This is a genomic window from Streptomyces sp. NPDC014006 (assembly GCF_043088925.1).
Taxonomy (GTDB): Bacteria; Actinomycetota; Actinomycetes; order Streptomycetales; family Streptomycetaceae; genus Streptomyces.
On the sequence record NZ_JBICAJ010000008.1, the window covers coordinates 183790 to 209512 of the forward strand.

General features: G+C 72.1%; 28 protein-coding genes. 8 read left to right on the plus strand and 20 right to left on the minus strand.

Annotated features, from left to right (window positions below):
• Positions 1-28 precede the first annotated feature (28 nt).
• From ACF1GV_RS26630 to tsaB, 5 genes are all read right to left on the minus strand, one after another.
• Complete coding sequence (locus ACF1GV_RS26630) at positions 29-1084, minus strand: LacI family DNA-binding transcriptional regulator (protein WP_391685384.1); 1056 nt, start codon at positions 1082-1084, stop codon at positions 29-31.
• Between the two features lie 681 nt (positions 1085-1765).
• Entirely contained in the window at positions 1766-2023 is a 258-nt protein-coding gene (locus tag ACF1GV_RS26635) for a hypothetical protein (RefSeq protein ID WP_391685386.1), read from the minus strand.
• Positions 2020-3105 (minus strand): tRNA (adenosine(37)-N6)-threonylcarbamoyltransferase complex transferase subunit TsaD, encoded by a 1086-nt coding sequence (tsaD, locus tag ACF1GV_RS26640; RefSeq protein WP_391685388.1) that lies wholly within the window; start codon positions 3103-3105, stop codon positions 2020-2022. Before tsaD ends, ACF1GV_RS26635 begins: the two co-directional genes overlap by 4 nt.
• Complete coding sequence (gene rimI, locus ACF1GV_RS26645; RefSeq protein ID WP_391685764.1) at positions 3098-3571, minus strand: ribosomal protein S18-alanine N-acetyltransferase; 474 nt, start codon at positions 3569-3571, stop codon at positions 3098-3100. The genes tsaD and rimI overlap by 8 nt, the downstream gene beginning before the upstream one ends.
• A 29-nt stretch (positions 3572-3600) precedes the next feature.
• Positions 3601-4257, minus strand: a complete 657-nt coding sequence (gene tsaB / locus ACF1GV_RS26650; protein ID WP_391685390.1) for a tRNA (adenosine(37)-N6)-threonylcarbamoyltransferase complex dimerization subunit type 1 TsaB — start codon at positions 4255-4257, stop codon at positions 3601-3603.
• A gap of 115 nt (positions 4258-4372) precedes the next feature.
• On the opposite strand from tsaB, the gene ACF1GV_RS26655 reads away from it, so the two are divergent.
• Positions 4373-4930, plus strand: coding sequence for a hypothetical protein (locus ACF1GV_RS26655; RefSeq protein WP_391685392.1), 558 nt, complete (start codon positions 4373-4375; stop codon positions 4928-4930).
• Between the two features lie 26 nt (positions 4931-4956).
• Here ACF1GV_RS26655 and ACF1GV_RS26660 read toward each other — a convergent pair whose 3' ends face one another.
• The 5 genes from ACF1GV_RS26660 to ACF1GV_RS26680 all read right to left on the minus strand — a co-directional run bounded on the left by ACF1GV_RS26660 (position 4957) and on the right by ACF1GV_RS26680 (position 9773).
• A complete protein-coding gene (locus ACF1GV_RS26660; protein ID WP_391685394.1) occupies positions 4957-5127 on the minus strand; it encodes a hypothetical protein in 171 nt (56 codons plus the stop codon).
• Positions 5128-5292: 165 nt separating this feature from the next.
• Complete coding sequence (tsaE, locus tag ACF1GV_RS26665; protein WP_391685396.1) at positions 5293-5805, minus strand: tRNA (adenosine(37)-N6)-threonylcarbamoyltransferase complex ATPase subunit type 1 TsaE; 513 nt, start codon at positions 5803-5805, stop codon at positions 5293-5295.
• Positions 5771-7006, minus strand: coding sequence for an alpha/beta fold hydrolase (locus ACF1GV_RS26670; RefSeq protein WP_391685398.1), 1236 nt, complete (start codon positions 7004-7006; stop codon positions 5771-5773). The genes tsaE and ACF1GV_RS26670 overlap by 35 nt, the downstream gene beginning before the upstream one ends.
• Before the next feature lie 31 nt (positions 7007-7037).
• A complete protein-coding gene (alr, locus tag ACF1GV_RS26675) occupies positions 7038-8231 on the minus strand; it encodes an alanine racemase (protein ID WP_391685400.1) in 1194 nt (397 codons plus the stop codon).
• A 102-nt stretch (positions 8232-8333) separates the two neighbouring features.
• Entirely contained in the window at positions 8334-9773 is a 1440-nt protein-coding gene (locus tag ACF1GV_RS26680) for an NAD(P)H-hydrate dehydratase (protein ID WP_391685402.1), read from the minus strand.
• Between the two features lie 136 nt (positions 9774-9909).
• Between ACF1GV_RS26680 and ACF1GV_RS26685 the strand changes: the two genes are divergently transcribed.
• Positions 9910-10362: a hypothetical protein gene (locus tag ACF1GV_RS26685; RefSeq protein ID WP_391685404.1), complete on the plus strand. Its 453-nt coding sequence runs from the start codon at positions 9910-9912 to the stop codon at positions 10360-10362.
• A gap of 45 nt (positions 10363-10407) precedes the next feature.
• Here ACF1GV_RS26685 and ACF1GV_RS26690 read toward each other — a convergent pair whose 3' ends face one another.
• Both ACF1GV_RS26690 and ACF1GV_RS26695 read right to left on the minus strand, forming a co-directional pair.
• Entirely contained in the window at positions 10408-10779 is a 372-nt protein-coding gene (locus ACF1GV_RS26690) for a holo-ACP synthase (protein ID WP_363265759.1), read from the minus strand.
• 31 nt (positions 10780-10810) lie between these two features.
• Positions 10811-11221 (minus strand): ATP-binding protein, encoded by a 411-nt coding sequence (locus ACF1GV_RS26695; RefSeq protein ID WP_391685406.1) that lies wholly within the window; start codon positions 11219-11221, stop codon positions 10811-10813.
• 204 nt (positions 11222-11425) lie between these two features.
• On the opposite strand from ACF1GV_RS26695, the gene ACF1GV_RS26700 reads away from it, so the two are divergent.
• Positions 11426-12277 carry a helix-turn-helix domain-containing protein gene (locus ACF1GV_RS26700; protein ID WP_391685408.1) on the plus strand — a complete coding sequence of 284 codons (852 nt, stop codon included), beginning with the start codon at positions 11426-11428 and terminating at the stop codon, positions 12275-12277.
• A gap of 7 nt (positions 12278-12284) precedes the next feature.
• Positions 12285-12509 carry a DUF397 domain-containing protein gene (locus tag ACF1GV_RS26705; RefSeq protein ID WP_391685410.1) on the plus strand — a complete coding sequence of 75 codons (225 nt, stop codon included), beginning with the start codon at positions 12285-12287 and terminating at the stop codon, positions 12507-12509.
• Here the strand turns inward: ACF1GV_RS26705 and glmS are convergent.
• The 3 genes from glmS to ACF1GV_RS26720 all read right to left on the minus strand — a co-directional run bounded on the left by glmS (position 12470) and on the right by ACF1GV_RS26720 (position 16589).
• The gene (gene glmS / locus ACF1GV_RS26710; protein ID WP_391685412.1) at positions 12470-14317 is read right to left on the minus strand and encodes a glutamine--fructose-6-phosphate transaminase (isomerizing); all 1848 of its coding nucleotides are present in this window, start codon (positions 14315-14317) and stop codon (positions 12470-12472) included. The genes ACF1GV_RS26705 and glmS overlap by 40 nt on opposite strands.
• A gap of 95 nt (positions 14318-14412) precedes the next feature.
• Positions 14413-15609, minus strand: coding sequence for an acyltransferase family protein (locus ACF1GV_RS26715; protein ID WP_391685414.1), 1197 nt, complete (start codon positions 15607-15609; stop codon positions 14413-14415).
• A gap of 191 nt (positions 15610-15800) precedes the next feature.
• On the minus strand, positions 15801-16589 hold the full coding sequence (locus tag ACF1GV_RS26720; protein WP_391685416.1) for a hypothetical protein: 789 nt from the start codon (positions 16587-16589) through the stop codon (positions 15801-15803).
• Between the two features lie 430 nt (positions 16590-17019).
• On the opposite strand from ACF1GV_RS26720, the gene coaA reads away from it, so the two are divergent.
• Together coaA and ACF1GV_RS26730 are read left to right on the plus strand one after the other, a co-directional pair.
• The gene (gene coaA / locus ACF1GV_RS26725) at positions 17020-17988 is read left to right on the plus strand and encodes a type I pantothenate kinase (protein ID WP_391685418.1); all 969 of its coding nucleotides are present in this window, start codon (positions 17020-17022) and stop codon (positions 17986-17988) included.
• 32 nt (positions 17989-18020) lie between these two features.
• On the plus strand, positions 18021-18968 hold the full coding sequence (locus ACF1GV_RS26730) for a DUF389 domain-containing protein (RefSeq protein WP_391685420.1): 948 nt from the start codon (positions 18021-18023) through the stop codon (positions 18966-18968).
• 7 nt (positions 18969-18975) lie between these two features.
• Here ACF1GV_RS26730 and glmM read toward each other — a convergent pair whose 3' ends face one another.
• The 3 genes from glmM to rplM form a co-directional block, all read right to left on the minus strand.
• The gene (gene glmM, locus ACF1GV_RS26735; protein ID WP_391685422.1) at positions 18976-20334 is read right to left on the minus strand and encodes a phosphoglucosamine mutase; all 1359 of its coding nucleotides are present in this window, start codon (positions 20332-20334) and stop codon (positions 18976-18978) included.
• Between the two features lie 253 nt (positions 20335-20587).
• A complete protein-coding gene (gene rpsI / locus ACF1GV_RS26740) occupies positions 20588-21100 on the minus strand; it encodes a 30S ribosomal protein S9 (protein WP_161162943.1) in 513 nt (170 codons plus the stop codon).
• Between the two features lie 42 nt (positions 21101-21142).
• Entirely contained in the window at positions 21143-21586 is a 444-nt protein-coding gene (gene rplM, locus ACF1GV_RS26745) for a 50S ribosomal protein L13 (RefSeq protein ID WP_363265748.1), read from the minus strand.
• Between the two features lie 302 nt (positions 21587-21888).
• On the opposite strand from rplM, the gene ACF1GV_RS26750 reads away from it, so the two are divergent.
• The gene (locus tag ACF1GV_RS26750; protein WP_391685424.1) at positions 21889-22773 is read left to right on the plus strand and encodes a hypothetical protein; all 885 of its coding nucleotides are present in this window, start codon (positions 21889-21891) and stop codon (positions 22771-22773) included.
• Positions 22774-22956: 183 nt separating this feature from the next.
• On the plus strand, positions 22957-24117 hold the full coding sequence (locus tag ACF1GV_RS26755; protein WP_391685426.1) for a sugar phosphate nucleotidyltransferase: 1161 nt from the start codon (positions 22957-22959) through the stop codon (positions 24115-24117).
• A 26-nt stretch (positions 24118-24143) separates the two neighbouring features.
• Here ACF1GV_RS26755 and truA read toward each other — a convergent pair whose 3' ends face one another.
• Together truA and rplQ are read right to left on the minus strand one after the other, a co-directional pair.
• Positions 24144-25001, minus strand: coding sequence for a tRNA pseudouridine(38-40) synthase TruA (gene truA, locus ACF1GV_RS26760; RefSeq protein WP_391685428.1), 858 nt, complete (start codon positions 24999-25001; stop codon positions 24144-24146).
• An 80-nt stretch (positions 25002-25081) separates the two neighbouring features.
• Positions 25082-25576, minus strand: a complete 495-nt coding sequence (gene rplQ, locus ACF1GV_RS26765; RefSeq protein ID WP_363265744.1) for a 50S ribosomal protein L17 — start codon at positions 25574-25576, stop codon at positions 25082-25084.
• Positions 25577-25723 lie beyond the last annotated feature (147 nt).

Sequence of the window (25723 nt, forward strand, 5' to 3'; positions counted from 1 at the left end):
GGGTGCACCCGCCCCACCCGTCAATACGTCACCTTTCGGCCACCGGCGTCCCGGTGCTCGCCCGCACCACCAGACTGGTCGCCAGTTCCACGCGGGTGGCCACCGGTGTCCCGTCCCCGCGCCCCAGCTCCAGCACCAGCCGGGCCGCCGCCTCGGCCATCTCGGTCAGCGGCTGCCGCACGGTCGTCAGCGGCGGCCCGACCCAGCGGGCCACCGGCAGGTCGTCGAAGCCGACGACGCTGAGGTCCTCGGGGATGCGCAGGCCCAGTTCGCGTGCGGCCTCGTACAGCCCGAGCGCCTGCAGGTCGTTGCCGGCGAAGACGGCCGTGGGCCGCTCCGGCAGCCGCAGCAGCTCGCGGCCGAGCCGGTAGCCGGTCTCGTGGTGGAAGTCGCCGGTCCTGATCAGCGCCGGGTCGACGGGCACTCCCGCGGTCTCCAGGGCGGCCCGGTAGCCGTCGACGCGGGCACGGCTGCACATCATCCGCTTCGGCCCGCTGATCGCACCGATCCGGGTGTGGCCGAGATCGATCAGGTGGCGGGTGGCGGCGAGGCCGCCCTGCCAGTTGGTGGCGCCGATGGAGGGCACGTCGGCGCCGGGGTCGCCTGCCGGGTCCATCACCACGAACGGGACGGAACGGCTGGTCAGCAGCGCCCGCTGGGACTCGTCGAGGTCGGACAGCACGAGGATCACGCCGTGCGGGCGGCGCGCGGCGACCTGGTCGGCCCAGGTCCGCCCGGGGGTGAGCCGCCCGGCGCTCTCGCTGAGCACGACGCTCAGCCCGGCATCTCGGGCGACGTTCTCCACGCCCCGGATGACCTCCATCGCCCAGGCGCTCTCCAGCTCGTGGAAGACCAGGTCGATCAGCGGGGAGCGGCTGGCCTCGGCCCGCCGGCGCCGGTAGCCGTGGGCCCGCAACAGGTCCTCGACCCGGGTCCGGGTGGCCGGGGCGACGTCGGCACGGCCGTTGAGGACCTTCGAAACGGTCGGGGCCGACACGCCGGCCTCCCGGGCGATCTCGGCGAGCGTCGCGGTGCGGCCGGACCGGCCTGTGGTCTGCGGGTCGGCGGATTCCGAGGCTGTCATGGCGGCGATCGTATCCCTGCCCGACCGAAACATTCGACTGCCGTCGGCTCGAACGGGCCGGAACGGCGCGCATCGGCACCGGCACCGGCACCAGCACCAGCACCGGCACCGGCACCGGCACCGGCACCGGCACCGGCACCGGCCAGGCTTGCACCTGAACCGGACCGGCACGCACCGCCACTGGACCGGCATGCACCGCCACCGACATGCACCGGCCTCGGTCCGGAAGCATTCCCCGGAACCTTCGCCCCCGCCGTCCCCGCAGGACCTCACGTCCTGCGCCCTCGACGGCCGGCGAGGCGAGGACGGCGCGGAGCTGAGCGGGCGGAGGGGAGCGGTGCGGTACGGGCGGAGCGCATGGGCGGCACGGCACGACACGTCCCGCCCGGAGCGGCAGGGCACGGCAGGGGAGGGCCCGCGCGAAGCGGCGCGGCACAGGCGGCACGGCCCCCGCGGAGGGCACGGCACGGCACAGCCCGAGCGGAGCGCACGGCGCGGCGCGGCCCCGGCGGCCCAGCTCTCCCCGACCCCCGCCGCGGGGCCCGAAGTCCCGAGCCGCTCGTGCGTCGTGATCATGGGTGCGCCGGCCGCGTCCGCCCTCGGCGCGGTGCGTCCCGCGGCCCCTCGTCGGAGGGCCCCCGGACCGAAGATCCCGTCAGTCGTCGCCCACCGAAGACCCCGTCAGTCGTCGCCCACCGACTCGAACCGCCACCGGTGCACCGGACGTATCACCAAGGCGGCGTCCGGTTCGGGCAGTTCGGGCAGGTCGGCGTCGTACGGGGCGTCCCACCAGGTGATGACCAGGACGCGGTCCTGCGGGGCGCGGAAGGTCTCGCGGCGCAGCGGGGTGCCGTCCACACTCTGGGCGCGGGCCCAGGCCAGCAGCTCCTCGCCCCGGTCCGCGGCCGCCCGCGCCTCCCACATCAGCGCGACGGTCATGAGTACAGGTTGTCCTTGCTGACCTCGTGCACATGGTCGTGCCCGGGCACGTGCGGGTCCGTGACCGGCAGGGACGAGTCGGCGGACAGGTCCCAGCTGGAGGCGGCCCGGTTGCGGGCGACCATCTCGGCGCCGAGCGCGGCGACCATCGCGCCGTTGTCCGTGCACAGCTTGGGCCGCGGTACGCGCAGCCGGATCCCGGCCTTCTCGCAGCGCTCCTGGGCCAGCGCGCGCAGCCGGGAGTTGGCGGCCACGCCGCCGCCGATCATCAGGTGGTCGACGCCCTCGTCCTTGCAGGCGCGCACCGCCTTGCGGGTGAGCACGTCCACCACGGCCTCCTGGAAGGACGCGGCGACATCGCGCACCGGCACCTCCTCGCCCGCGGCCCGCCGGGCCTCGATCCAGCGGGCGACGGCCGTCTTCAGACCGGAGAAGGAGAAGTCGTAGGCCGGGTCGCGCGGCCCGGTCAGGCCGCGCGGGAACGCGATCGCCTGCGGGTCGCCCTCGCGCGCGTACCGGTCGATGACCGGGCCGCCGGGGAAGCCCAGGTTCAGCACGCGGGCGATCTTGTCGAAGGCCTCGCCCGCCGCGTCGTCGATGGTCGCGCCCATCGGGCGGACGTCGGAGGTGATGTCGGAGGACAGCAGCAGCGAGGAGTGCCCGCCGGAGACCAGCAGCGCCATCGTCGGCTCCGGCAGCGGGCCGTGCTCCAGCTGGTCGACGCAGATGTGGGAGGCGAGGTGGTTGACACCGTAGAGCGGCTTGCCGAGGGCGTAGGCGTACGCCTTCGCCGCCGACACGCCGACCAGCAGCGCACCGGCGAGGCCGGGACCGGCGGTGACGGCGATGCCGTCGAGGTCCTTCGCGCTGACGCCCGCCTCCTTCAGTGCGCGTTCGATGGTCGGGACCATCGCCTCGAGGTGGGCGCGGGAGGCGACCTCGGGGACGACGCCGCCGAAGCGGGCGTGCTCGTCGACGCTGGAGGCGACGGCGTCGGCCAGCAGGGTGGTGCCGCGCACGATGCCGACGCCGGTCTCGTCGCAGGAGGTCTCGATCCCCAGGACCAGGGGTTCGTCAGCCATTGATCTCGGTTCCTTGTACGGAGGAAGAAGGGTCGGTCAGGCGCATCACCAGGGCGTCCACGTTCCCGGGCTGGTAGTAGCCGCGCCGGAAGCCGATGGGCTCGAAGCCGAAGCGCTCGTAGAGCTTCTGCGCGCGGGTGTTGTCCACCCGGCACTCCAGCATCACCTCGGCGCACTCGAAGGCGGTCGCGGCCCGCAGCAGCTCGGTCAGCAGCCGGCTGCCGAGCCCGGTGCCCTGCTGGTCGCGGGCGACGGCGATGGTCTGCACGTCGGCCTGCTCTCCGGCGGAGGCGAGCCCGGCGTAGCCGACGATGCGCTCGCCCGTCTGGGCGACGACGTACCGTCTGGTCGCGTCGGCGCCCCGGGAGTGCGCCAGCTCGGACCAGAACATCCCCCGCGACCAGGCGTCCTCCGGGAACAGGTCGCGTTCCAGTTGCAGCACGGGATCGATGTCCCACCAGCGCATCTCGCGCAGGACGACGGTGTCGGCTCCGGTCACTTGGGGGTGACCACCTTGTAGTTCTTGGGGACCTGGGCGTCCGGCCGGCGCAGATACAGCGGCCGCGGCGGGTCGAGTTCCTCGCCGGCGGCGAGTTTCCCGGCGGCGAGCCGGGCGAGGGCGGCGGCGGAGACGTGCTCGGGTTCGTGGGCCTGCGGGAAGGTCTCCGGGTACAGCAGCGCGCCCGCGCCGACGGCCGGGAGCCCGGCGACCGCGTCGGCGATGTCGGCGGGCCGGTCGACGGCCGGGTCGGTCAGCCGGGTGCGGGAGTCGGCGTACTTGGCCCAGTAGACCTCCTTGCGCCGGGCGTCGGTCGCCACGACGAAGGGGCCGGAGTCCAGGTCGGCGGCGTACGCCAGGCCGTCCAGGGTGCATACGCCGTGCACGGGCACGCCGAGCGCGAGGCCGAACGTGTCGGCGGTCATCAGCCCCACGCGCAGCCCGGTGTACGGGCCCGGGCCGGTGCCGACGACGATGTCGGTGACGGCGTCCAGCTTCAGTCCGGCCTCGGCGAGCACACGGTCCACGGCCGGCAGCAGCAGCTCGCCGTGCCGGCGCGCGTCCACCTGGCTCGTAGAGGCGATGACGTCCGTACCGTCGTGCAGCGCGACGGTCACGGCGGGTGTGGCGGTATCCAGAGCGAGCAAGAGCACGCAAACAGCCTACGGCGCCGCGGGCCCCGTGTCGGACGCGCCGGTAGGGCGGGACGTGACTGCTACCGTCACCGGAAAGTCCGTTTCCTTTGTATTTGTGGCGAGGTGTACAACGGTGGCAAGCAGCAGCGCGGGGATGGTGGCCGGGCTCACCGCGGCGGCCCTCGCCACGGTCGGGTTCCTCGGCTGGCAGGCGGCCGCGACCGTCCCGGCCGAGCTGGGCGGCGCGAGGAAGCCGACCGTGCCGCCCGCGGTGGGCGCCACCGAGGCGTCCCGGGACAAGAAGAATCCGGCGGAACTGCCCGCCGGCACCGGCAGGGGGCCGCGGGTCGTGTACGGCCTGGACGACAACCGGGTGTGGCTGGTCGACCGGGGTGACAAGGTCCGGCGCACGTTCCGCGTCGACCCCGGCGACGTGGACCCGGCGCCGGGGGTCTACATGGTCACCTCGCGCTCGGGCTCGGTCACCGGCACGGACGGCGTCCCCGTCGAGCATGTCGTCCGCTTCACCGACGTGAACGGCGTCTCGGTCGGCTTCAGCGCGGAGGCCGGGCCGGCGACCCAGCCCCCGGACGACGGCGTGCTGACGGGCGGCATCCGCGAGTCACGCCCGGACGGCGCGGCGATGTGGGGCTTCGCGACGATCGGCCGCCGGGTGGTGGTGATCCACTAGCGCCGCTTGTGCCGCCTCCGCCGCTCCTACGCGGCAGTGCGGCGCGTCTCGGCTGAGCCGTCGCCCACCGGTTCCGGCTCCCGCGGGGGCCGGGAGACCGCGTCGGCCGCCGCGCAGGAGGCCAGCAGGTCGCGCATGGACAGTCCGGGGCGCACGGCGGGGCGGGGCTGCGGCTGCGGGGAGTCGGCAGCGGGCATGGGACGCCTCCTGAGGGTCGGGGGCGAGCACAGTTAGGTAGACCTAACTACGATCCGGATACCATGTGACCACGCCCCCGACCTCGGGCGCAACATCTTCCCGACACCGTGTCGGAACGTACGGCGCGAAGGGGCCCGCATGCCCCTCCGGCCCAGCCGGCCGCCTCAGGCCGCCAGCGCGCTCAGATCGGCGCCCGTCCAGCGCTCCCCCAGACCGGTGAGCGTCACATGTCGGACCTCGTCCGTCGTGTCGCCGACGGCCCGGTGGATGACGACCTGGAGCCGGTCCTCGGTCAGCTCCTCGACCTTGCCCTCGCCCCATTCCACGACGATCACCGAGTCGGGCAGCGAGACGTCCAGGTCGAGGTCCTCCATCTCGTCCAGGCCGCCGGACAGCCGGTAGGCGTCGACGTGGACCAGGGGCGGGCCGTCCCCCAGGGACGGGTGCACGCGGGCGATCACGAACGTCGGCGAGGTGACCGCGCCCCGTACGCCGAGCCCCTCGCCGAGGCCGCGCGTCAGGGTGGTCTTGCCCGCGCCCAGCTCCCCGGAGAGCATCACGAGGTCACCGGCGCGCAGCTGTTTGGCGAGCCGGCGGCCCAGCTCGCGCATCTGCTCGGGGGACGTGATGGTCAGCTCGGTCTCAGCCGGGTTGTGCGGTGCTGCTGGTGCTTCCATAGCCCTTCACGGTAGCCCCTGCCGGCACGGCACCCGCACGGGTGAGGAGGTCGGCGAGGCGGTCGGTGACCACTTCCGGGTGTTCCAGCATCACCAGGTGCCCGGCGTCCGGCACCAGCACCAGTTCGGCGTCCGGCAGCACGTCGGCGATCGCCTCGCTGTGCTCGCTGGGGGTGACCAGGTCGTCCACCCCGGCCAGCACCAGCACCGGCATGTCCCGGAAGCAGGCCAGCGCCTCCGTCTTGTCGTGGTCGGTGAACGCCGGGTAGAACTCGGCGACCACGTCGATCGGCGTGCCCTCGATCATCCGCTCGGCGAACCGGGCGATGGCCGGGTCGACGTCCCGGGAGGCGAACGAGTACCGCTTGATGATCCCGGCGAACAGGTCGGCGGTCGCCCGCCGCCCCTTCTCCACCAGCTCGGCCCGCTGCCCCAGCGCCTTCAGCACTCCGGGCAGCACCCGCCGCACCGCGTTGACGCCGGCCACCGGAAGCCCGAAGTTGACCTCGCCGAGCCGCCCGGAGGAGGTCCCGACGAAGGCGGTGGCGACGACGCGGTCGCGGATCAGCTCCGGGTACTGGGCGGCCAGCGCCATCACGGTCATGCCGCCCATGGAGTGCCCGACGAGCACGATCGGCCCCTCGGGCACGGCCGCGTCCAGGACGGCCTTCAGATCCTGCCCGAGCTGGTCGATCGTGAGCGGCGTGTCCTCCTGGGTCTGCGCCACCCCACGCCCGGACCGGCCGTGGCTGCGCTGGTCCCAGTGCACGGTCCGTACGACACCGCGCAGCGCGGCCCGCTGGAAGTGCCAGCAGTCCTGGTTCAGGCAGTAGCCGTGGCTGAAGACGACGGTGACGGGCGCCGGCGCCTTGCGGCCGAACAGGCGCCTGCGCCGGGGCGCGGAGCCGCCCTCCGGTTCGACGTCGTCGACCTCGTAGTACAGCTCGGTGCCGTCGTCGGCGTACGCCTTGCCGGGGGTGCCGCGCAGCGCGCCGTAGGGGCCGGCGGAGTCGAGGGCGAGCCGGGCCTTCGCGCGCATGCCGCGGCCGACGGTCATCCGCTCTATGGCGACGCCGGCGGCCGCGCCCGCGGCGAGCACGCCTATCGCGGCGCCCGCGATGCCGGTGGCCCGGCGCCAGCCGGCCGAGTCCGCCGCGGCCGCGGCGGCCGACACGGCGGACTCCACAGGGCTTTCGCTCACGTACCGCTCCTCTTCACCGGACTGCTGCTGGTCACTCGTCGCCGGGTTGCCCGGCCGGTTCCTCGTTCACATAGACGCGGGGAACGCGCGATGAGATGCGGGTGACGATCTCGTATGCGATGGTGCCGGCGGCCTGCGCCCAGTCCTCGGCGGTCGGCTCGCCGCGGTCGCCGGGTCCGAACAGGACCGCCTCGGTGCCCGGCTCGGGCGTGTCGCCGCCGAGGTCGACGACGAACTGGTCCATCGCGATCCGCCCGGCGGCGGTACGCCACTTGCCGTCCACCAGCACCGGTCCGGTGCCGGAGGCGTGCCGCGGGATGCCGTCGCCGTAGCCGAGCGGGACGAGGCCGAGGGTGGTCTCGCCGGGGGTGACGTAGTGGTGCCCGTAGCTGACGCCGTGCCCGCCCGGCACCCGCTTCACCAGGGCCAGCGACGCGGTCACGGTCATCACCGGGCGCAGTCCGAAGTCGGCGGAGGTGCCGAGTTCGGGGCTGGGCGAGACGCCGTACATGGCTATACCGGGGCGGACCAGGTCGAAGTGGGTCTCGGGGAGGGTGAGCACGGCCGGGGAGTTGGCGATGTGCCGCACCTCGGGGCGCACGCCCCGCTCTTCGGCGTACGCCGTCATCTCCCGGAAGCGGGTGAGCTGGGCGGCGATGGAGGGGTGCCCGGGCTCGTCGGCGCACGCGAAGTGCGACCACAGTCCCGTGACGCGCAGGATGCCCTCACGCTCGGCGGCCAGTGCGGCGCCGACCAGTTCGGGCCAGTCCGCCGGCTGGCAGCCGTTGCGGCCGAGGCCGGTGTCGGCCTTGAGCTGCACGCGCGCGGGGCGGGTGGCGGTGCGGGCCGCGTCGGTGAGCTCGCGCAGGGCCCACACGCCGCTGACCGAGATGTCGATACCCGCCTCGATCGCCTCACGCCAGGGCCCGCCGGGCGTCCACAGCCAGCACATCACGCGGACGTCCGCCGGAATACCGGACTCCGCATCGCGTACGGCCAGGGCCTCCTCGGGCGTGGCGGTACCGATCCAGGTGGCGCCCGCGTCGACGGCCGCGCGGGCGCACGGGATCGCGCCGTGGCCGTATCCGTCGGCCTTGACCACGGCCATGAAGGCGGCGCCCGGGGCCTTCTCGCGCAGAGTGCGCACGTTGGCCCGCAGGGCGGCCAGATCGATCTCGGCGCGGGCCCGCAGGGACGCGGTCCGCGAGGTCGCTGTCTCAGTCATCGCGCCCCCAGTGTCTCAGAGGGCTACGACAGCGCTGCCGCGGCCGCACCGCGTCCCGGCCGGCCGCGGCCCCCGGGCCCGCCACGGCACCGCTCGGCCTGCTCAACCGTCGGCCAGGACATCCCGCCAGGCCGACGGGATCGCCGACGCGACGTCATGCGCCCCCACCGGCACGCCCCGCGCCGCGAAGCGGCCCGCGAGCCCGTGCAGATACGCCCCCACGCTCCCCGCGTCCCTCGCCGAGAGCCCCGCCGCCAGCAGCGACCCGGTCAGCCCGGACAGCACATCGCCGCTGCCCGCGGTCGCCAGCCACGGCGTGCCCGTCGCGTTCACCCGCACCGCCGCCTCGCGCCCCGGGTCGGCGACCAGCGTCGTCGACCCCTTGAGCAGCACCGTCGCCCGGTACCGCTCCGCCAGCTCCCGCACCGCCACGAGCCGCGCCCCCTCGACCTCCTCACGCGCGACACCGAGCAGCGCGGCGGCCTCCCCGGCGTGCGGCGTCATCAGCGTCGGCGCCGTACGCGCGCGTACCGTCTCCCGGTCGGCGAGCCGCAGCCCGTCCGCGTCGATCAGCACGGGCACGTCGCTCTCCACCACCTCGGCCACGGTCTCCGCGTCGTCCCCGGCCCCGGGCCCGACCACCCACGCCTGGACGCGCCCCGCCTTCCGGGGCCCCTGGTCGGACACGAGCGTCTCGGGGAAGCGGGCGACGACCGTGCCACCCGCGGGCCCCACGTACCGCACGGCACCCGCGCCGCCGCGCAGCGCCCCCGACACGGCGAGCACCGCGGCGCCGGGGTAGCGCGCCGACCCGGCGGCGATGCCGACGACACCGCGCCGGTACTTGTCGCTCTCGGCGCCCGGCACCGGCAGCAGCCGGGCCACGTCCGCGTGCTGCAACGCCTCCAGTTCGGCCCGTGCGGGCAGCGTCAGCCCGATGTCCACGAGCCGCACGCTGCCCGCGTACTCCCGCGCCGGGTCGATGAGCAGCCCCGGCTTGTGCGTGCCGAAGGTGACGGTCAGATCCGCCCGCACAGCGGCCCCCCGCACCTCCCCGGTGTCCGCGTCGACCCCGCTCGGCAGGTCGACGGCGACGACGGCGGCCCGCGACCGCGCCGCCGCCTCGGCCAAGGGCGCCGCGTCGGGCCTCAGTCCGCCCTTCCCGCCGATCCCGACGATGCCGTCCACGACGAGGTCGGCCCGCTCGATCAGCTCGTCGGCGCCGCCGGTGCCGGTGACGCGCCCGCCGGCCCGGCGCAGCGCCGCGAGCCCACCGGCGTGCGCCCGCTCGGGACTGAGCAGCACGGCGGTGACTCCGGCGCCCCGCCGGGCGAGCCGCGCCCCGGCGTACAGGGCGTCACCTCCGTTGTCGCCGCTGCCGACGAGCAGCACGACCCGGCTGCCGTACACCCGCCCGAGCGCTTCGGCGCAGGCGGCGGCGAGGCCGGCGGCGGCCCGCTGCATGAGGGCGCCCTCCGGTAGCCGCGCCATGAGCTCCCGCTCGGCTGCCCTGACCGTCTCAACGCTGTACGCGGTACGCATAAGCCCGAGTCTGCCCCGAGAACGGCGCGACGTGCGCGGCCAACGCGCGCCGTCGGCGCGGCACTTATCCGCGTGACCGGCCCCACCCCGGCTCATAGAGTGATCACTTCATCCGACGAACGATCCGAGAGGGCTCATGCCTCACACCAGCGCATCCCGCACCGTCACCGAGCGTTCCCCCCGCGGTCGCCGCCTCGCCGCCGCCCTGGCCGGGGCCGCCGCCCTGGCCGCGCTGACCACGATCACCGCGCCGTCCGCGTCCGCCGCCGTCGCGCCGCCCAGCGGCTCGTCGTGGGACCACGTGTGGTCCGGCACCGGCGTCAAGGTGTACGTCAAGGAGCACGGCGACATCGTCTCGGTGTGCGACACGTCCGCGAACGGCCACTCGGCCTGGGTGACGGTCGACGACGTCACCGCCAACAGGTCGGGCTACAAGCTCACGGCGAGCGGCGGCAAGGGCTCGTGCGCCTCGCACTCGGCCGCCGAGGGCATCCGGTACGACATGGACGAGTACGACCGTTTCGGCCTCAACTTCGAGGGTGCCGGCGGGCGTGGCTCCTACTACGTGAGCTTCGTCAACGACCACTGACGGCCACGACGGCCCGTGCGGCACGCGCACGGGCCGCTTGCCCCTTCATCCCTCCGCGATCACGACCGCCGACGCGATGCCGGCGTCGTGGCTGAGCGACACGTGCCAGGACCGCACGCCCAGCTCGGCCGCCCGGGCCGCCACCGTCCCCTTCACCCGCAGCCTGGGCTGGCCGCTGTCCTCGACGCACACCTCCGCGTCGGTCCAGTGCAGTCCGGGCGGCGCCCCGAGGGCCTTGGCCAGCGCCTCCTTGGCCGCGAAGCGCGCGGCGAGCGAGGCGACGCCGCGCCGCTCCCCGCTCGGCAGCAGCAACTCGCCCTCCACGAACAGCCGCTGGGCCAGCCCGGGCGTGCGCTCCAGCGACGCCGCGAACCGCTCGATCTCGGCCACGTCGATACCGACCCCGATGATGCTCATGCGGTGCACCTTACGGCGGCGGGCGCGTTGCTCACGCCGCCGCCAGTTCGCACCACACGTACTTGCCCCGGCTGCCGTGCCGCGTCAGCGGCTGCCACCCCCACAGGTCGGCGAAAGCCCGCACCAGCGCGAGCCCCCGGCCGTCCTCCGCGTCCGTGACCTGCTCCAACGGCACCGGTGGCTCGGGCGGTTCCGGGTCGGCGTCCCACGCCCCGATCCGAAGCGTGCCGGGCGGCGCCCAGCGCACCCGCAGGGCCGCCGGGCCCTTGGTGTGCCGCACGGCGTTCGACACCAGCTCGGTGGCGAGCAGCTCGGCGACGTCCACGAGGCCGATCAGTCCGTGCATGGTGAGGATCAGACGCAGGGTGCGTCGGCAGACGGTCACCGCTCGGACGTCGTTCGGGATGTGGAGCACGTACTCCCACGGTTCGTTTTCGGGCATGGCGGATCAACTCCGTTGCGATGAGGGGAATTTACGCACGGTGGCATCGCCGCGGACGTCGGGGCGGGACGGCGCGGTGCACTTCCGGTGCGTGTTCGGTACGCCACCGACAGTAGGGCCACAATTTGGGACCGTGCAAGCCGTTGCCGTAATCTTCCGCTCGAACGAGTCATTACCGCAGGCAAGTTGAGGCAGGGAGAAGCGATGCCGCGCAGGCAACAGCCCACTGCACGCCAGGAACGCCTGGGCACCGAGCTGCGCAAGCTGCGCGAGGCGGCAGGGCTCAAGGGCCGCGAGGCAGCGGCCCTGCTGGGAACGGACTCGGCCCAGATGAGCCAGATCGAGGCGGGGACCGCAGGGGTCAGCGAGGAGCGACTACGGCTGATGGCGGCGCAGTACGCCTGCACTGACTCGGAGTTGGTCGACGCCTTGGTGTCCATGGCGACGGGTCGGGCGAAGGGCTGGTGGGAGGAGTACCGGGGCCTGCTTCCGGCGTCCTTCCTGGATCTGGCAGAACTGGAGTACCACGCGGCCCACCGGTGGGATGTCGAGTTCCTGCTCGTGCCCGGGCTTCTCCAGACGGAGGACTACGCCCGAGCGCTCTTCTCCTCCCGCGTGCCGACGCTCCCCGATGACGACCTGGAATTGCGGGTTCAGCACCGCATGAGGCGGCGCACCATCCTTGAGAGGCCCTCGCCCGTCCCCTACCGGGCCCTGGTTCATGAAGCAGCGCTGCGCATGATGGTCGCCAGTCGCGCCGCCGCGCGGACCCAGCTCACTCGGATTCTGGAGCTCTCGGAGGCGGACCACATCACGGTACGGGTGATCCCCTTCGCCCTGGAGCACTTCGCCGACCTCGGCGCCGCGATGGTGTACGCCGGTGGCGTCGTACCCAGACTGGACACGGTCGTGCGGGACGGCCCGCACGGAACCGTCTTCATCGACGCCGATGCACAACTATCCGTGTTCCGAACACATTTCCGTAGAATAGAGGCGGTGGCACTCGACACTGCGCGATCGCGTGACCTCATCCACAGGCTGGCGAAGGAAGTGTGAGGTACTCATGGCCCAGCGCGACCACTGGCGGAAGTCGTCCTACTCCGGCGGCGGCGACGGCAACGCCTGTGTGGAGGTCGCCCCCCGCCGCACGCGCGTGGCGATCCGCGACTCGAAAACCCCGGCCGGAGCCATCCTCACCGTCCCGGCCGGAGCCTTCTCCACCTTCGTGGACGCGCTGAAGAACGGCCCTTACTCCACCGTCACCGACTTCGCCAGGTTGCGCGGCTGATCCACCTCGTTGCCCCGCGCGGTGGCGAGTTCGCAGGCGAAGACCTGGAGCGGGACCGTCGCGACCAGCGGCTGGAGCAGCGTCGGGGTGGCCGGGATGCGGATCAGGTGGTCGGCGTACGGGACGACGGCCTCGTCGCCCTCCTCCGCGATCACGATCGTGCGGGCACCGCGCGCCCGGATCTCCTGGATGTTGGAGACGATCTTGTCGTGCAACACCGAGCGGCCACGCGGTGACGGGACCACGACCACCACCGGCAGATCCTCCTCGATCAGCGCGATCGGCCCGTGCTTCAGCTCACCCGCCGCGAAGCCCTCGGCGTGCATGTACGCCAGTTCCTTCAGCTTCAGCGCGCCTTCCAACGCGACCGGGTAGCCCACGTGCCGGCCCAGGAAGAGCACGGTGTTCTTGGACGCCAGCGAGCGCGCCAGCTCCCGTACCGGCTCCATCGTCTCCAGGACCCGCTCGACCTCGCCGGAGATCTGCGCGAGGTCGCGGATGACCGCGCGGATCTCGTCGCCCCACTTGGTGCCGCGGACCTGGCCCAGGTAGAGGGCGACCAGGTAGCACGCGACGAGCTGCGTCAGGAACGCCTTGGTCGAGGCGACGGCGACCTCGGGCCCGGCGTGCGTGTACAGCACCGCGTCCGATTCGCGCGGAATCGTGGAGCCGTTGGTGTTGCAGATGGCGAGCACCTTGGACCCCTGCTCGCGGGCGTGCCGCAGCGCCATCAGCGTGTCCATCGTCTCGCCGGACTGGGAGATGGCGATCACCAGCGTCTGGGCGTCCAGGATCGGATCCCGGTACCGGAACTCGCTCGCCAGCTCCACCTCGCACGGGATCCGCGTCCAGTGCTCGATGGCGTACTTGGCGATCAGGCCGGAGTGGAACGCCGTACCGCAGGCGATGATGACGACCTTGTCGATCTCGCGCAGTTCGGGCGGCGTGATGCGGACCTCGTCGAGCGTCAGCGAACCGGAGCCGTCGATACGGCCCAGCAGCGTGTCGGCGACCGCCTTCGGCTGCTCGGCGATCTCCTTGAGCATGAAGTAGTCGTAGCCGCCCTTCTCGGCGGCGGAGGCGTCCCAGTCGACGTGGTACGAGCGGACCTCGGCGGGGCTGCCGTCGAAGCCGGTGACGCTCACGCCGTCCCGGCGCAGCTCGACGACCTGGTCCTGGCCGAGTTCGATCGCGGAGCGGGTGTGCGCGATGAACGCTGCGACGTCGGAGGCGAGGAACGCCTCGCCCTCGCCGACGCCGACCACCAGCGGGGAGTTGCGCCGCGCGCCGACGACCACGTCCGGCTCGTCCGCGTGCACGGCGACCAGCGTGAACGCGCCCTCCAGCCGCCGGCACACCAGCCGCATGGCCTCCGCGAGGTCGGCGCAGGAGGAGAACTCCTCGGCCAGCAGGTGCGCGACGACCTCCGTGTCGGTCTCCGAGGCCAGGTCGTGCCCGCGTTCGGCCAGCTCGGCCCGCAGGACCGCGAAGTTCTCGATGATGCCGTTGTGGACGACGGCGACCCGGCCGGCGTTGTCCACGTGCGGGTGGGCGTTGGCGTCGGTCGGGCCGCCGTGGGTGGCCCAGCGGGTGTGTCCGATGCCCGTGGTCCCGGCCGGGAGCGGGCGGTCGAGCAGCTCCTTCTCCAGGTTGACGAGCTTGCCGGCCTTCTTGGCCGCGGCCAGCCCGCCGTCCGCGAGCACGGCGACGCCCGCCGAGTCGTAGCCGCGGTACTCCAGCCGCTTGAGCCCGGCCATGACCACATCGAGCGCCGACTGCGCCCCCACGTATCCCACGATTCCGCACATGGCACCGCAGCCTACGATCCGAAGCGGGCGCGAACCCCCCGCTGTGTGCCCGAATTCGGAAATTCCCACGGGGATACGAACGCCCCGCCGGTGAATCAGCGGCGCGGAGCCGGTGTCTGAAGGCCGAAGCTCGCCGACTTCAGCCAGCGCCGCATGCGCGTGGCGAGGGGTCGTTCGACGAAGCGGTGGGCCAGGTAGGACAGCAGCACCAGGGCGCTGACCGTGCCGGCGACCAGCGTCCAGGGCGCGACCCGGCCGCCGAAGTGGTGGACGACGGTCATGCCGATGACGTCGTGCAGCAGGTACAGCGGGAAGGTCATCGTCCCGGCGACGGTCAGCCAGCGCCAGCGGATCCGGCTGGTCCAGCCGAGCGCGATCGCTGCGATCAGCGCGAAGAACACCGTGATCGTGAGGATCAGCGAGCCGCGCCACGGTGACCAGACGTCCCAGTTGTTGCGCCCGCCGTCCGGGGCCAGCAGGAAGTGCAGGGCGAGCAGCCAGGACATCACGACGATGCCCCACAGCAGGGGCGTCGACCGGAACCGGTGCATGAGGTAGAACGCCATGCCCGCGATGAAGTACGGCGCGGACGGCGGGTTGACCAGCAGCGTGAGCAGCGGGATGTCGGCGGAGGGCGCCAGCACCGCGCCGACGGTCCACAGCCCGCAGAAGACGACCACCCGCTGGTAGGTCAGGCCCTTCCACACCACGACCGCGAAGGTGAGGTAGAAGCACAGCTCGGGCCAGAGCGTCCAGTAGACCGAGTCGAGGTCCTTCACGCCGAGCGGCTGCTGGAGCATCGTGAGGTTGGCGAAGACGACCCGTGGGTTGGGGTGCCCGAACGGCGTGTCGAAGAGGAAGATGACGGACGCGGCCACGACGACCGAGATCCAGTACATCGGGTACAGCCGGGTCACGCGGGAGATGAAGAAGTCGCGCGGGCTGCGGCCCCAGGCGCTCATGCAGATGACGAAGCCGCTGATCAGGAAGAACAGGTCGACGCCGAGCCGGCCGTAGGCGAAGTAGGCGTGCGCCTCGGGGAAGAGGTCCTGGTAGGGGCGGCCCCAGATGTGCTTCACCGTCGACGGCTTCTGGCCGACGAAGTGGAACAGCACCACCGCCAGGGCCGCCACGAAACGCAGTCCGTCGAGCGCGGCCAGCCGCTGCCCGCGCGGACGCGTCTCCGCCGCCGGTGCCCCTGGGGGCGAGGGTACGGCGGGTGCGGTCGGCCCGTTCTCTCCTCTGGGGCCCGTGGGCGCGTCGAGGAGTCGCGTGCTGTCCGCCTGGCTCATCCGTTCACCGTTTCGTTCGTCGCTGTCGAAGTCCTGTGCCTCCCCCTGGCAGCGTTCCATCCCGCACAGTACGGATGGCTGCCGGGCCCCCGGCGTCCGGGGACCCCACACAGCACCGGCACGCGACACTCACGCGCCGGTCACGGGATTCCCACCGGGCGACGAGGCCCGGTGGGAACGGCAGCCGCGGCTCAGCCGAGCTTGGCGAGCTGCGCCTGGACGAGTTCGGCCGGGAAGTCCCAGTCCTCGCCCGTGGCGGCGGAGGCCATGTTGAACCCCGAGAAGTAGGCGAGCGTGGCGCCCTTGCGCACGAGAACGGCCTTCGCCGGGGCCTTGACGCCCTCGTCCGCGTCCACCAGCAGGGTCAGGGCGAGGGCCTCGTCGGCACCCTCGGGCGCGGCGGTCGGGGTGACCTTGCCGACCTTGGTGGTGTCGCTGCCGACGGTCCAGGAGTAGCCGCCCGCGCAGGCCGTCGCGGCGGCCTTCAGCCCGGCGAACGTCTTCTCCGCGCCGCCGTCGGCGTACGTGGCCAGCGTCACGATGACCTTGTCCCGGTCGATCCCCGCGACCAGGGCCTTCTCGAGGCCGGCCTTCGGGTCGGCCTTCTTCTGGTCGGCGAGCCAGCTGCGCTTGGCCGTGGCGGCGGGCTGACCGTCGTAGGTCCCGGCCTGGAGGCGGCCCAGCGGGGCGCACTCCGGCTTGTCGGTCTTCACCTTGGCCTGCGCGATGTCGTCCTGGAGCGGCACCTTGGCGAAGAGCTTGCCGCTCTTGACGTCCGCCTGGGTCAGCGCGGCCTTGTCCAGCTCGGCGGCGCTCAGCGGCTTGGCGGAAACCGGCGCGGCGGAGGCCGTCTTGTCGGCCTGCGCGGTCTTGCCGTCGTCGGCCTTGTCCCCGCTGTCCGAACCACAGGCGGACACGAGGAGCGCGAGCGCGGCGGCCGAGGCGGCGAGACCGGCCCGGCGAACGGTGGTGAGACTCACGAAAACTGCTCTCTCTTCTGCACAGCACAGCGTTTTACGTGGACATTACACACAGTAGACCCACAGATGATCTACCGAACATCCATTCGCGATCCGACCGTGACGCCCGCGTGATCACCACCCGAGCGACGCCGCACGGCAGCCACCGAGAGTTCCGGCCATTTCCGAGGCACTCTCCCGCACCACCGGATGCACATCACACACACTTCGCACGAGTAGCCGACCAGGGTGCGTCACGCCGGCCCGGCCCGGCGGGGGGGAGGCGGGGGGCGGCGGGGGGGGGGGGGGGGTGGGGGTCCCCCCCCCCCCCCCCCCCCCCCCCCCCCCCCCCCGGGCCCCCCCCCCCCCCCCCCGCCGCCCCCCCCCCACCCCACCCCCCACCCCGTTCAAACTCCGTTAACAATGGACTGTGATCTCTCCGGTCTCCTCGATGCCCCGGAGCGCCCACCGGAACCGTCCGGAGGCGACTCCCTACGTCGATCTCACCCGCGCCGAGTGGAGCGCGCTGCGCGACAAGACTCCGCTGCCACTGAGCGCGGAGGAGGTCGAACGGCTGCGCGGCCTCGGTGACGTCATCGACCTCGACGAGGTGCGGGACATCTACCTCCCGCTGTCCCGGCTGCTCAATCTCTACGTCGGCGCCACCGACGGCCTCAGAGGAGCGCTGAACACCTTCCTCGGGGAGCAGGGCTCCCAGTCCGGCACCCCGTTCGTCATAGGGGTCGCCGGCTCGGTCGCCGTGGGGAAGTCCACGGTCGCCCGTCTGCTGCAGGCCCTGCTCTCGCGCTGGCCCGAACACCCACGCGTCGAGCTGGTCACGACGGACGGGTTCCTGCTGCCCACCAAGGAGCTCCAGGCCCGCGGCCTGATGTCGCGCAAGGGCTTCCCCGAGTCGTACGACCGACGCGCCCTGACCCGGTTCGTCGCCGACATCAAGGCCGGCAAGGGCGAGGTCACCGCGCCCGTCTACTCCCACCTGATCTACGACATCGTCCCCGACGAGAAGCTCGTCGTGCGCCGCCCGGACATCCTGATCGTCGAAGGGCTCAACGTCCTGCAGCCCGCGCTGCCCGGCAACGACGGCCGCACCCGGGTCGGCCTCGCCGACTACTTCGACTTCAGCGTGTACGTCGACGCGCGCACCGAGGACATCGAGCGCTGGTACCTGAGCCGCTTCAGGAAGCTGCGCGGGACGGCCTTCCAGGACCCGTCGTCGTACTTCCGCAAGTACACGCAGGTGTCCGAGGAGGAGGCTCTCGACTACGCCCGCACCATGTGGCGGACGATCAACAAGCCGAACCTGGTCGAGAACATCGCCCCCACCCGCGGCCGCGCCACCCTGGTCGTCCGCAAGGGCCCGGACCACAAGGTGCAGCGCCTGAGCCTGCGCAAGCTGTAACGGCCCCCGGGGCGCCTGTTAGAAAGGGCGTCATGCTGCATCTGCGCCTGATCACACCGTCCGACACCACGGACGACGTGGTCCGTCTGATCGAGAAGACCGTCGGCACCACGCATCTCGTGATGCTGCCGGGCGCCGCCCGCGACCCGGCCGGGGACGTGGTGCTGTGCGACGTGGCACGCGAGGCCGCGGACGAGCTGCTGTCGGGTCTTCAGCACCTCGGCCTGGAGCGCACCGGCTCCATCGCCGCCGAGAACATCGACCTGTCCCTGTCCACCCGGGCCGACAAGGCGGAGGCCGACGCACCGGGCGAAGGCGCGGACGCGGTGCTGTGGGAGCACCTCACCGAAGCCACCCAAGAGGAGTCGACCCTCTCGGTCACCTACGTCGCGTTCATCACGCTGGCCACGATGATCGCGGCGTGCGGTGTGGTGCTGGACAACGCGATCCTGATCGTCGGCGCGATGGCCGTCGGCCCGGAGTTCGGACCGCTGGCCGGCATCTGCACGGCGATCGTGCAGCGCACCCCGCGTCTCGCCCTGCGGTCCCTGATCGCGCTGCTGGTCGGCTTCGCGGCGGCCATGGCGGTGACCGCGGGCTTCGGCCTCTTCATGGACGCCGTCGGCCTGTTCACCAAGGGGCAGTTGGAGGCGGAGCGGCCCAACACCGGCTTCATCTACGCGCCGGACTGGTTCTCGTTCGTCGTCGCGGTCCTCGCCGGCTGCGCCGGCACCCTGTCCCTGACCTCGTCGAAGTCCGGCGCCCTGGTCGGCGTCGCCATCTCCGTCACCACGGTCCCGGCCGCGGCGAACGCGGCGGTCGCCCTGATCTACGGCGACACCACCCAGACGATCCGCTCCACGGAACAGCTCCTGCTGAACCTGCTGGGCATCGTCCTGGCGGGAACGCTCACGCTCCTGGCCCAGAAGTACTTCTGGGCCAGGCAACGGGCACTTTCCAAGGAGCAGCAGGGCAGCTAGCCCGAGATCAGCCCAGCGCCGACTTCACGACATCGGCCAGCCGCCCGGCAACCGACCGAGCCTGCTCGATGTCCGCCGCCTCGACCATCACCCGGACCAACGGCTCGGTACCGGACGGCCGCAGCAGCACCCGCCCGGTCTCGCCAAGCTCCCGCTCCGCGTCGGAAACGGCCGTCGCCAGCTCACCGGAGGTCTTCACCCGGGCCCGGTCCACGTCCCGCACGTTGATCAGCACCTGCGGCAGCCGCTCCATCACGGACGCCAGCTCCCGCAGCGACCGCCCGGTCTCGGCGACGCGCGCGGCGAGCAGAAGGCCCGTCAGCGTGCCGTCGCCCGTCGTCGCGTGGTCGAGGATGATCACGTGCCCGGACTGCTCGCCGCCAAGCGCGTACCCGTGCTCCTTCATCTCCTCCAGCACATAGCGGTCGCCGACCGCGGTCTGGACGAGCTTCAGCCCCTCCCGCTCCAGCGCCAGCTTGAAGCCGAGGTTGGACATGACGGTCGCGACGACGGTGTCGGAGCGCAGCGCGGACCGCTCCCGCATGGCGAGGGCCAGCACGGCGAGGATCTGGTCGCCGTCGATCTCCTCACCGGTGTGGTCGACGGCGAGGCAGCGGTCGGCGTCGCCGTCGTGGGCGATGCCGAAGTGCGCGCCGTGCTCGATGACCGCGGCCTTGAGCAGGTCGAGGTGGGTGGAGCCGCAGCCGTCGTTGATGTTGAGCCCGTCCGGCTCCGCACCGATCGTGATGATCTCGGCGCCGGCCCGCGTGAACGCCTCCGGGGAGACCCGGGCGGCGGCGCCGTGCGCCTCGTCGAGGACGATCTTCAGCCCGTCGAGCCGGTTCGGCAGCACGCCGATCAGGTGGTCGACGTACCGGTCGAAGCCCTCCTCGTAGGCGCGAACGCGGCCCACGCCGGCACCGGTGGGGCGGTCCCACGGCTCGCCGTGGCGGTGGGAGTCGTACACCGCCTCGATCCGGTCCTCGAGCTCGTCGGCGAGTTTGTGGCCGCCGCGGGCGAAGAACTTGATGCCGTTGTCGGGCATGGCGTTGTGGCTGGCGGACAGCATCACACCGAGGTCGGCGCCGAGCGCGCCGGTCAGGAACGCGACGGCCGGGGTCGGCAGGACACCGACGCGCAGCACGTCGACGCCGGCGCTGGCGAGGCCCGCGACGACGGCCGCTTCCAGGAACTCCCCGGACGCGCGCGGGTCACGGCCGACCACCGCGATCGGCCGGTGCCCCTCGAAGGTGCCCGCCTCGGCGAGTACGTGTGCCGCCGCGACGGACAGGCCGAGTGCCATCTCGGCGGTCAGATCCGCGTTGGCGACACCACGCACACCGTCCGTGCCGAAGAGTCGTCCCACGTGTCCTCCTGAGGAAGCGTCAGTTACGAAGAGCGGCGCGCCGGTGCGGCCCCTGCGCGTGCCGTTCGTGTCCCGGGACTGCGCCGCCCGGGCACGCAATCGCACAAGCTGCTGAACGTCTTGTGCCGTTATACGCCCGAAGGCTGTGATAAACGAACGCCCCGGCGGCACACTGGCGTGCCGCCGGGGCGTTCGGAGTACGCGGAGGGCAACCGAAACGGAAGCCCGGATACGTACGAGCAGGCAGCGAAGCTTAGCGCTTGCTGTACTGCGGGGCCTTGCGGGCCTTCTTCAGACCGGCCTTCTTGCGCTCGACCGCACGGTCGTCGCGCTTGAGGAAGCCGGCCTTCTTCAGCGGGCCGCGGTTGTTGTCGACGTCGGCCTCGTTCAGGGCACGGGCGACACCGAGGCGCAGGGCACCGGCCTGACCGGAGACACCGCCACCCGCGATGCGGGCGATGACGTCGTAACGGCCCTCGAGCTCGAGCACCTTGAAGGGCTCGTTGACTTCCTGCTGGTGCACCTTGTTCGGGAAGTAGTCCTCGAGGGTGCGACCGTTGATCTTCCACTTGCCGGTGCCCGGGACGATCCGGACACGGGCGATGGCGTTCTTGCGGCGGCCCAGGCCGGCGGCCGGCTGGGGCTCGCCGAAGCGGGAAGCCATGGACTCCGAGGTGTATTCGCCCTCGACGGGCACCTCGGACTCCGTGGTGTAGCTCTCGATGTCGATCTCTTCGATCGGCTGCTCGGCAGTGGTCTCGGCCACGATTCTCCTCAGATTCTCTTCGGTCTTAGGGGGTGGCCGGACTTACTGCGCGACCTGGGTGATCTCGAACGGCACCGGCTGCTGGGCAGCGTGCGGGTGCTGGTCACCCTTGTAGACCTTCAGCTTCGAGAGCATCTGACGGCCCAGCGTGTTCTTGGGGAGCATGCCCTTGACGGCCTTCTCGATGGCCTTCTCGGGGTTCTTCTCCAGCAGCTCGTCGTAACGGACCGAGCGCAGACCACCCGGGTAGCCGGAGTGGCGGTACGCCATCTTCTGGGTCCGCTTGTTGCCGGACAGGTGCACCTTGTCGGCGTTGATGATGATGACGAAGTCACCGGTGTCGACGTGCGGTGCGTAGATCGGCTTGTGCTTGCCACGCAGGATGGAGGCCGCAGTGGAGGCCAGACGGCCCAGGACGATGTCCTGAGCGTCGATGACGTGCCACTGGCGCGTCACATCGCCGGGCTTGGGGCTGTACGTACGCACGGTTCGTAGCCTTCGCTTCGAGTGAATGGTCCTAGACAAGGTCACCGAAACGATCACGACAGCCTTGACCCACGGCGGCGACGCATACCGCGTACGTGGGGTCGCTGGTCATCGGCCCGGTGGACCGGTGTAAGGGCCCGTCCCGTGAGAATGAGCAAGCCAATACACAACGAACAAGCAGAATACCGGGGCACAGGGGGTGGGTCAAAACGGCCCCGCTCAGGCACCTCGCGGGCACCCCCGTTCCCCCCGCCCCACTGCACGGGCCATGACACACGGGCACCCCGTCTAAGATGCGCCCCATGAGCTATGGGCAGGGGGGACCCCAGCAGCCCCAGTGGGATCCCTGGAAACCGAACTCCCAGCAGCCGTGGAGCGACGGCGGTGACGGCGAGACCCCGGACTGGGCGGCACTGGCCGAGGCGTCCGAGGCGCGCAACAAGCGGCGCCGGATGCTGTTCATCGGCGGCGGCGCGCTGGCCACCCTCGCGGTCGGCGCCGCGGTCGCCCTGGCCGTGACCTCGGCGAACGGCAGCGATCAGGCGGGCGGCGACCCCAGCTCGCTGCCGCCGACGGCGTCCATCCCCGGCGAGACGGCCACGGCCCCGTCGTTCGCACCGACGAGCGCCCCGCCCCCGCTGGACCCGAAGGACTTCGTCTCCAGCAAGAACAAGGACACCGCACCGATCGGCCCGGACATCCTCTTCCCCGGCTCGCAGCTCACCATGGGCTCGACCGTGTACAAGAAGGGCCCCACCGCCGACACCAAGGACTGCGCGTCGGCCGCCAAGGGCACCCTGCCCCAGGCGCTCACCGCCGGCGGCTGCACCCGTCTGATGCGCGTCACCTACACGCAGGGCGGCGTCGCGGTCACCGTCGGTGTCGCGGTCTTCGACACGGAGGCGCAGGCCGCCCGGGCGAAGAAGACGACCTCCCCCAAGAAGGGCATGGTGCAGCCCCTGTCCGGCAAGGGCGTCAAGCCGTTCTGCGACGGCGCGGTCTGCCGCTCCACGACGAACTCCTACGGCCGCTACGCCTACTTCACCCTCACCGGGTTCACCAGCGGCAAGGACGTCACCCTGAAGGACACCAAGGCCTTCGCGGCCGGTGACGACCTCGCCCAGTTCGCCTTCAACCAGATCAAGCGGCGTGGCGAGGCCCAGGCGTCGGCGGCGGCGAACGGCTGACCCGCCGGACGCGTCGGGCAGGTTAACTTCTCCCGACAGCTCCTCCGCAGGCGTTTCCCGGGCCCGGCGCGCGTGCCAGCATCGGTGATCAGCCGGCCGTCGCCGGCGCCCCCACCGGACCGGGGCGGCGCGGGCGACCGATCTCACGGCGAGATTCGATCTCGGGGGGAGTCCCGCAGCCTCATGTCCGAAGCGATCCTTCTCGTGGGTGGTCAGGGCACCCGGCTGCGCCCCCTGACCAGCCACATCCCCAAGCCGCTGCTGCCCGTCGCGGGGGTGCCGTTCCTCACACACCAGCTGGCGCGGGCCGCCGCCGCGGGCGTCACCCGCGTCGTCCTCGCCACGTCCTACCTCGCGGAACTCTTCGAGGCGGAGTACGGCAACGGCGCACGGCTCGGCCTGGAGCTGGAGTACGTCACCGAGGAGAGCGCCCTCGGCACCGGCGGCGCCATCCGCAACGCAGCCCGCCGTCTGCGCAGCGCGCCCGGCGAGGCGGTTCTCGTCTTCAACGGCGACATCCTCTCCGGCGTCGACATCGCCGCCCTGCGCGCCCACCACCGGGCCACCGGCGCGGACGTCACCCTGCAGCTGAAACGGGTCGGCGACCCGCGCGCCTTCGGCCTGGTCCCGACCGACGAAGGCGGCCGCGTCACCGCGTTCCTGGAGAAGCCGCAGACCGCGGAAGAGATCATCACCGACCAGATCAACGCCGGCTGCTACGTCTTCACCCGCTCGGTCATCGACCGCATTCCGCCGGGCCGGGTCGTCTCCGTGGAACGCGAGACGTTCCCCGAGCTGCTCGCGACCGATGCCCACGTCCGCGGTGTGGTGGACGACACCTACTGGCTCGACCTCGGCACCCCGGCCGCGTTCGTCCAGGGCTCGGCCGACCTGGTCCGCGGCCGCGTCACCTCCCCCGCGCTGCCCGGCCCGCCCGGCGACGCGTTGGTCCTGCCCGGCGCCCGCGTCCATCCCGGCGCGGTGCTCGGCGGCGGCACGGTCGTCTCCCCCGGCGCGGTGATCGACGAGGGCGCCGTCGTCCAGGGCAGCGTGGTGATGACGGGCGCCCACATCGCCCCCGGCGCCACGATCCACGCCTCGGCCGTCGGCCGCCACGCCCACGTGGGCCCCCGCACATCCCTGGCCGGGACGGTCATCGGCGACGGCGCCCACGTCGAAGAGGGCAACGAACTCCCCGCCGGGGTACGCATCGCCTGCGGTTCGCGGATAGCGCCGTACAGCGTGCGCCTGTCGGCGGCACCGACGCCCTGCGCGAGGGAACACACGGCAGTGAGACCCACCTCAGGGGCGCGGGGAACTGCGCGGCCGGCCACGACGGCGTAGCACCGGCAGGACGGCAGAACCCGGCACTAACAACAGCCGCCCCGCAGGGGCAGGCTGCGCTTGTTGCGCGCCTCACGACTGCGCTCCGCGAGCAGCGAGTCCGCCGGATACCCGACCTCCTCCAGCGTCAGCCCGTGCGGCCGCACCACATGCACGGCAGAGTCCCGCACCCCCGCGGCCAGCACCTTCGCGGGCCACTCGGGTGCCCGGTGCCCGTCCCCCACGAACAACAGCGCCCCGATCAACGACCGCACCATGTTGTGGCAGAAGGCGTCGGCCCGGACGGTGGCGGTGATGATCCCGTCGTCGCCCCGCGACAGGCTCAGCTCCTGCAAGGTACGGATGGTGGTCGCGCCCTCCCGCTTCTTGCAGTACGCGGCGAAGTCGTGCTCGCCCAGCAGCCCCCGGGCGGCCTCGTTCATGGCGTCGACGTCGAGCGGCCAGTCGTGCCACAGCACATGTCCCCGCAGCAGCGGGTCGACGCCGCCGGGGTTGTCCGTCACCCGGTACGCGTACCGGCGCCAGATTGCCGAGAAACGGGCGTTGAAGCCGCTCGGCGCGGGCCGCAGGGCCCATACGCGCACATCCCTCGGCAGCCGTCCGGCGAGCCGCTTCAGCAGCTTCTCGTGATGCTCACGCCAGACGTCCTCGGGCAGATCCACGTGCGCCACCTGCCCGCGCGCGTGCACCCCGGCGTCGGTGCGGCCGGCGACGGTCAGCTCGTACGTCTCCCGGGAGCGGGTGACGGTCCGCAGCGCGTCCTCGATCTCCCCCTGCACGGTGCGCCGGCCACCGGCCTGCTTGGCCCACCCGGAGAAGTCGCTCCCGTCGTAGGACAGATCGAGGCGGACACGGACGTAACCGGGCGCTGCTTCTTCACTCACGTACAGATCCTCTCAGCAACACAAGAACGGGCCCGCTCCTCGAAAGGAACGGGCCCGCTCTTCAGACGTCAGGCAGAGCCTCAGGCGTCCTTGGACTCCTCGGCGGGAGCCTCGGCGGCGTCCTCGGCCTTGGTCTCTTCGACCTTGGCCTCGTCGGCCTCCTTGACCGCACGCTTGGTGGCGGCCTCGGCCTCACCAGTCGCCTGCTGCGCAACCGTCAGCGCCTCGACCAGCTCGATGACAGCCATGGGCGCGTTGTCGCCACGGCGGTTACCGATCTTGGTGATGCGGGTGTAGCCACCCGGACGGTTCTCGTAGCGCGGGCCGATCTCGGTGAAGAGCGTGTGGACGACGCTCTTGTCCGTGATGACCTGGAGCACCTGACGGCGGTTGTGAAGGTCGCCCTTCTTCGCCTTGGTGACCAGACGCTCGGCGTACGGACGCAGCTTGCGCGCCTTCGCCTCGGTGGTGGTGATACGGCCGTGCTCGAAGAGGCTCTTCGCGAGGTTCGCGAGGAGGAGCTTCTCGTGCGCGGCGCTGCCGCCCAGACGGGCACCCTTGGTGGGCTTCGGCATGATCTATCTCCTGTGTGTCTGCCCCGGCCGTATCAGGTACCGGAGTCAGTATCCGAGCAGACGGTTGTCTGTCGGAGATCCGAGCAGGCCCGAAGGGGCCTGCTCGGAAAGGGGCGCGGGGAACTGCGCGACCAGCCACGACCGGCT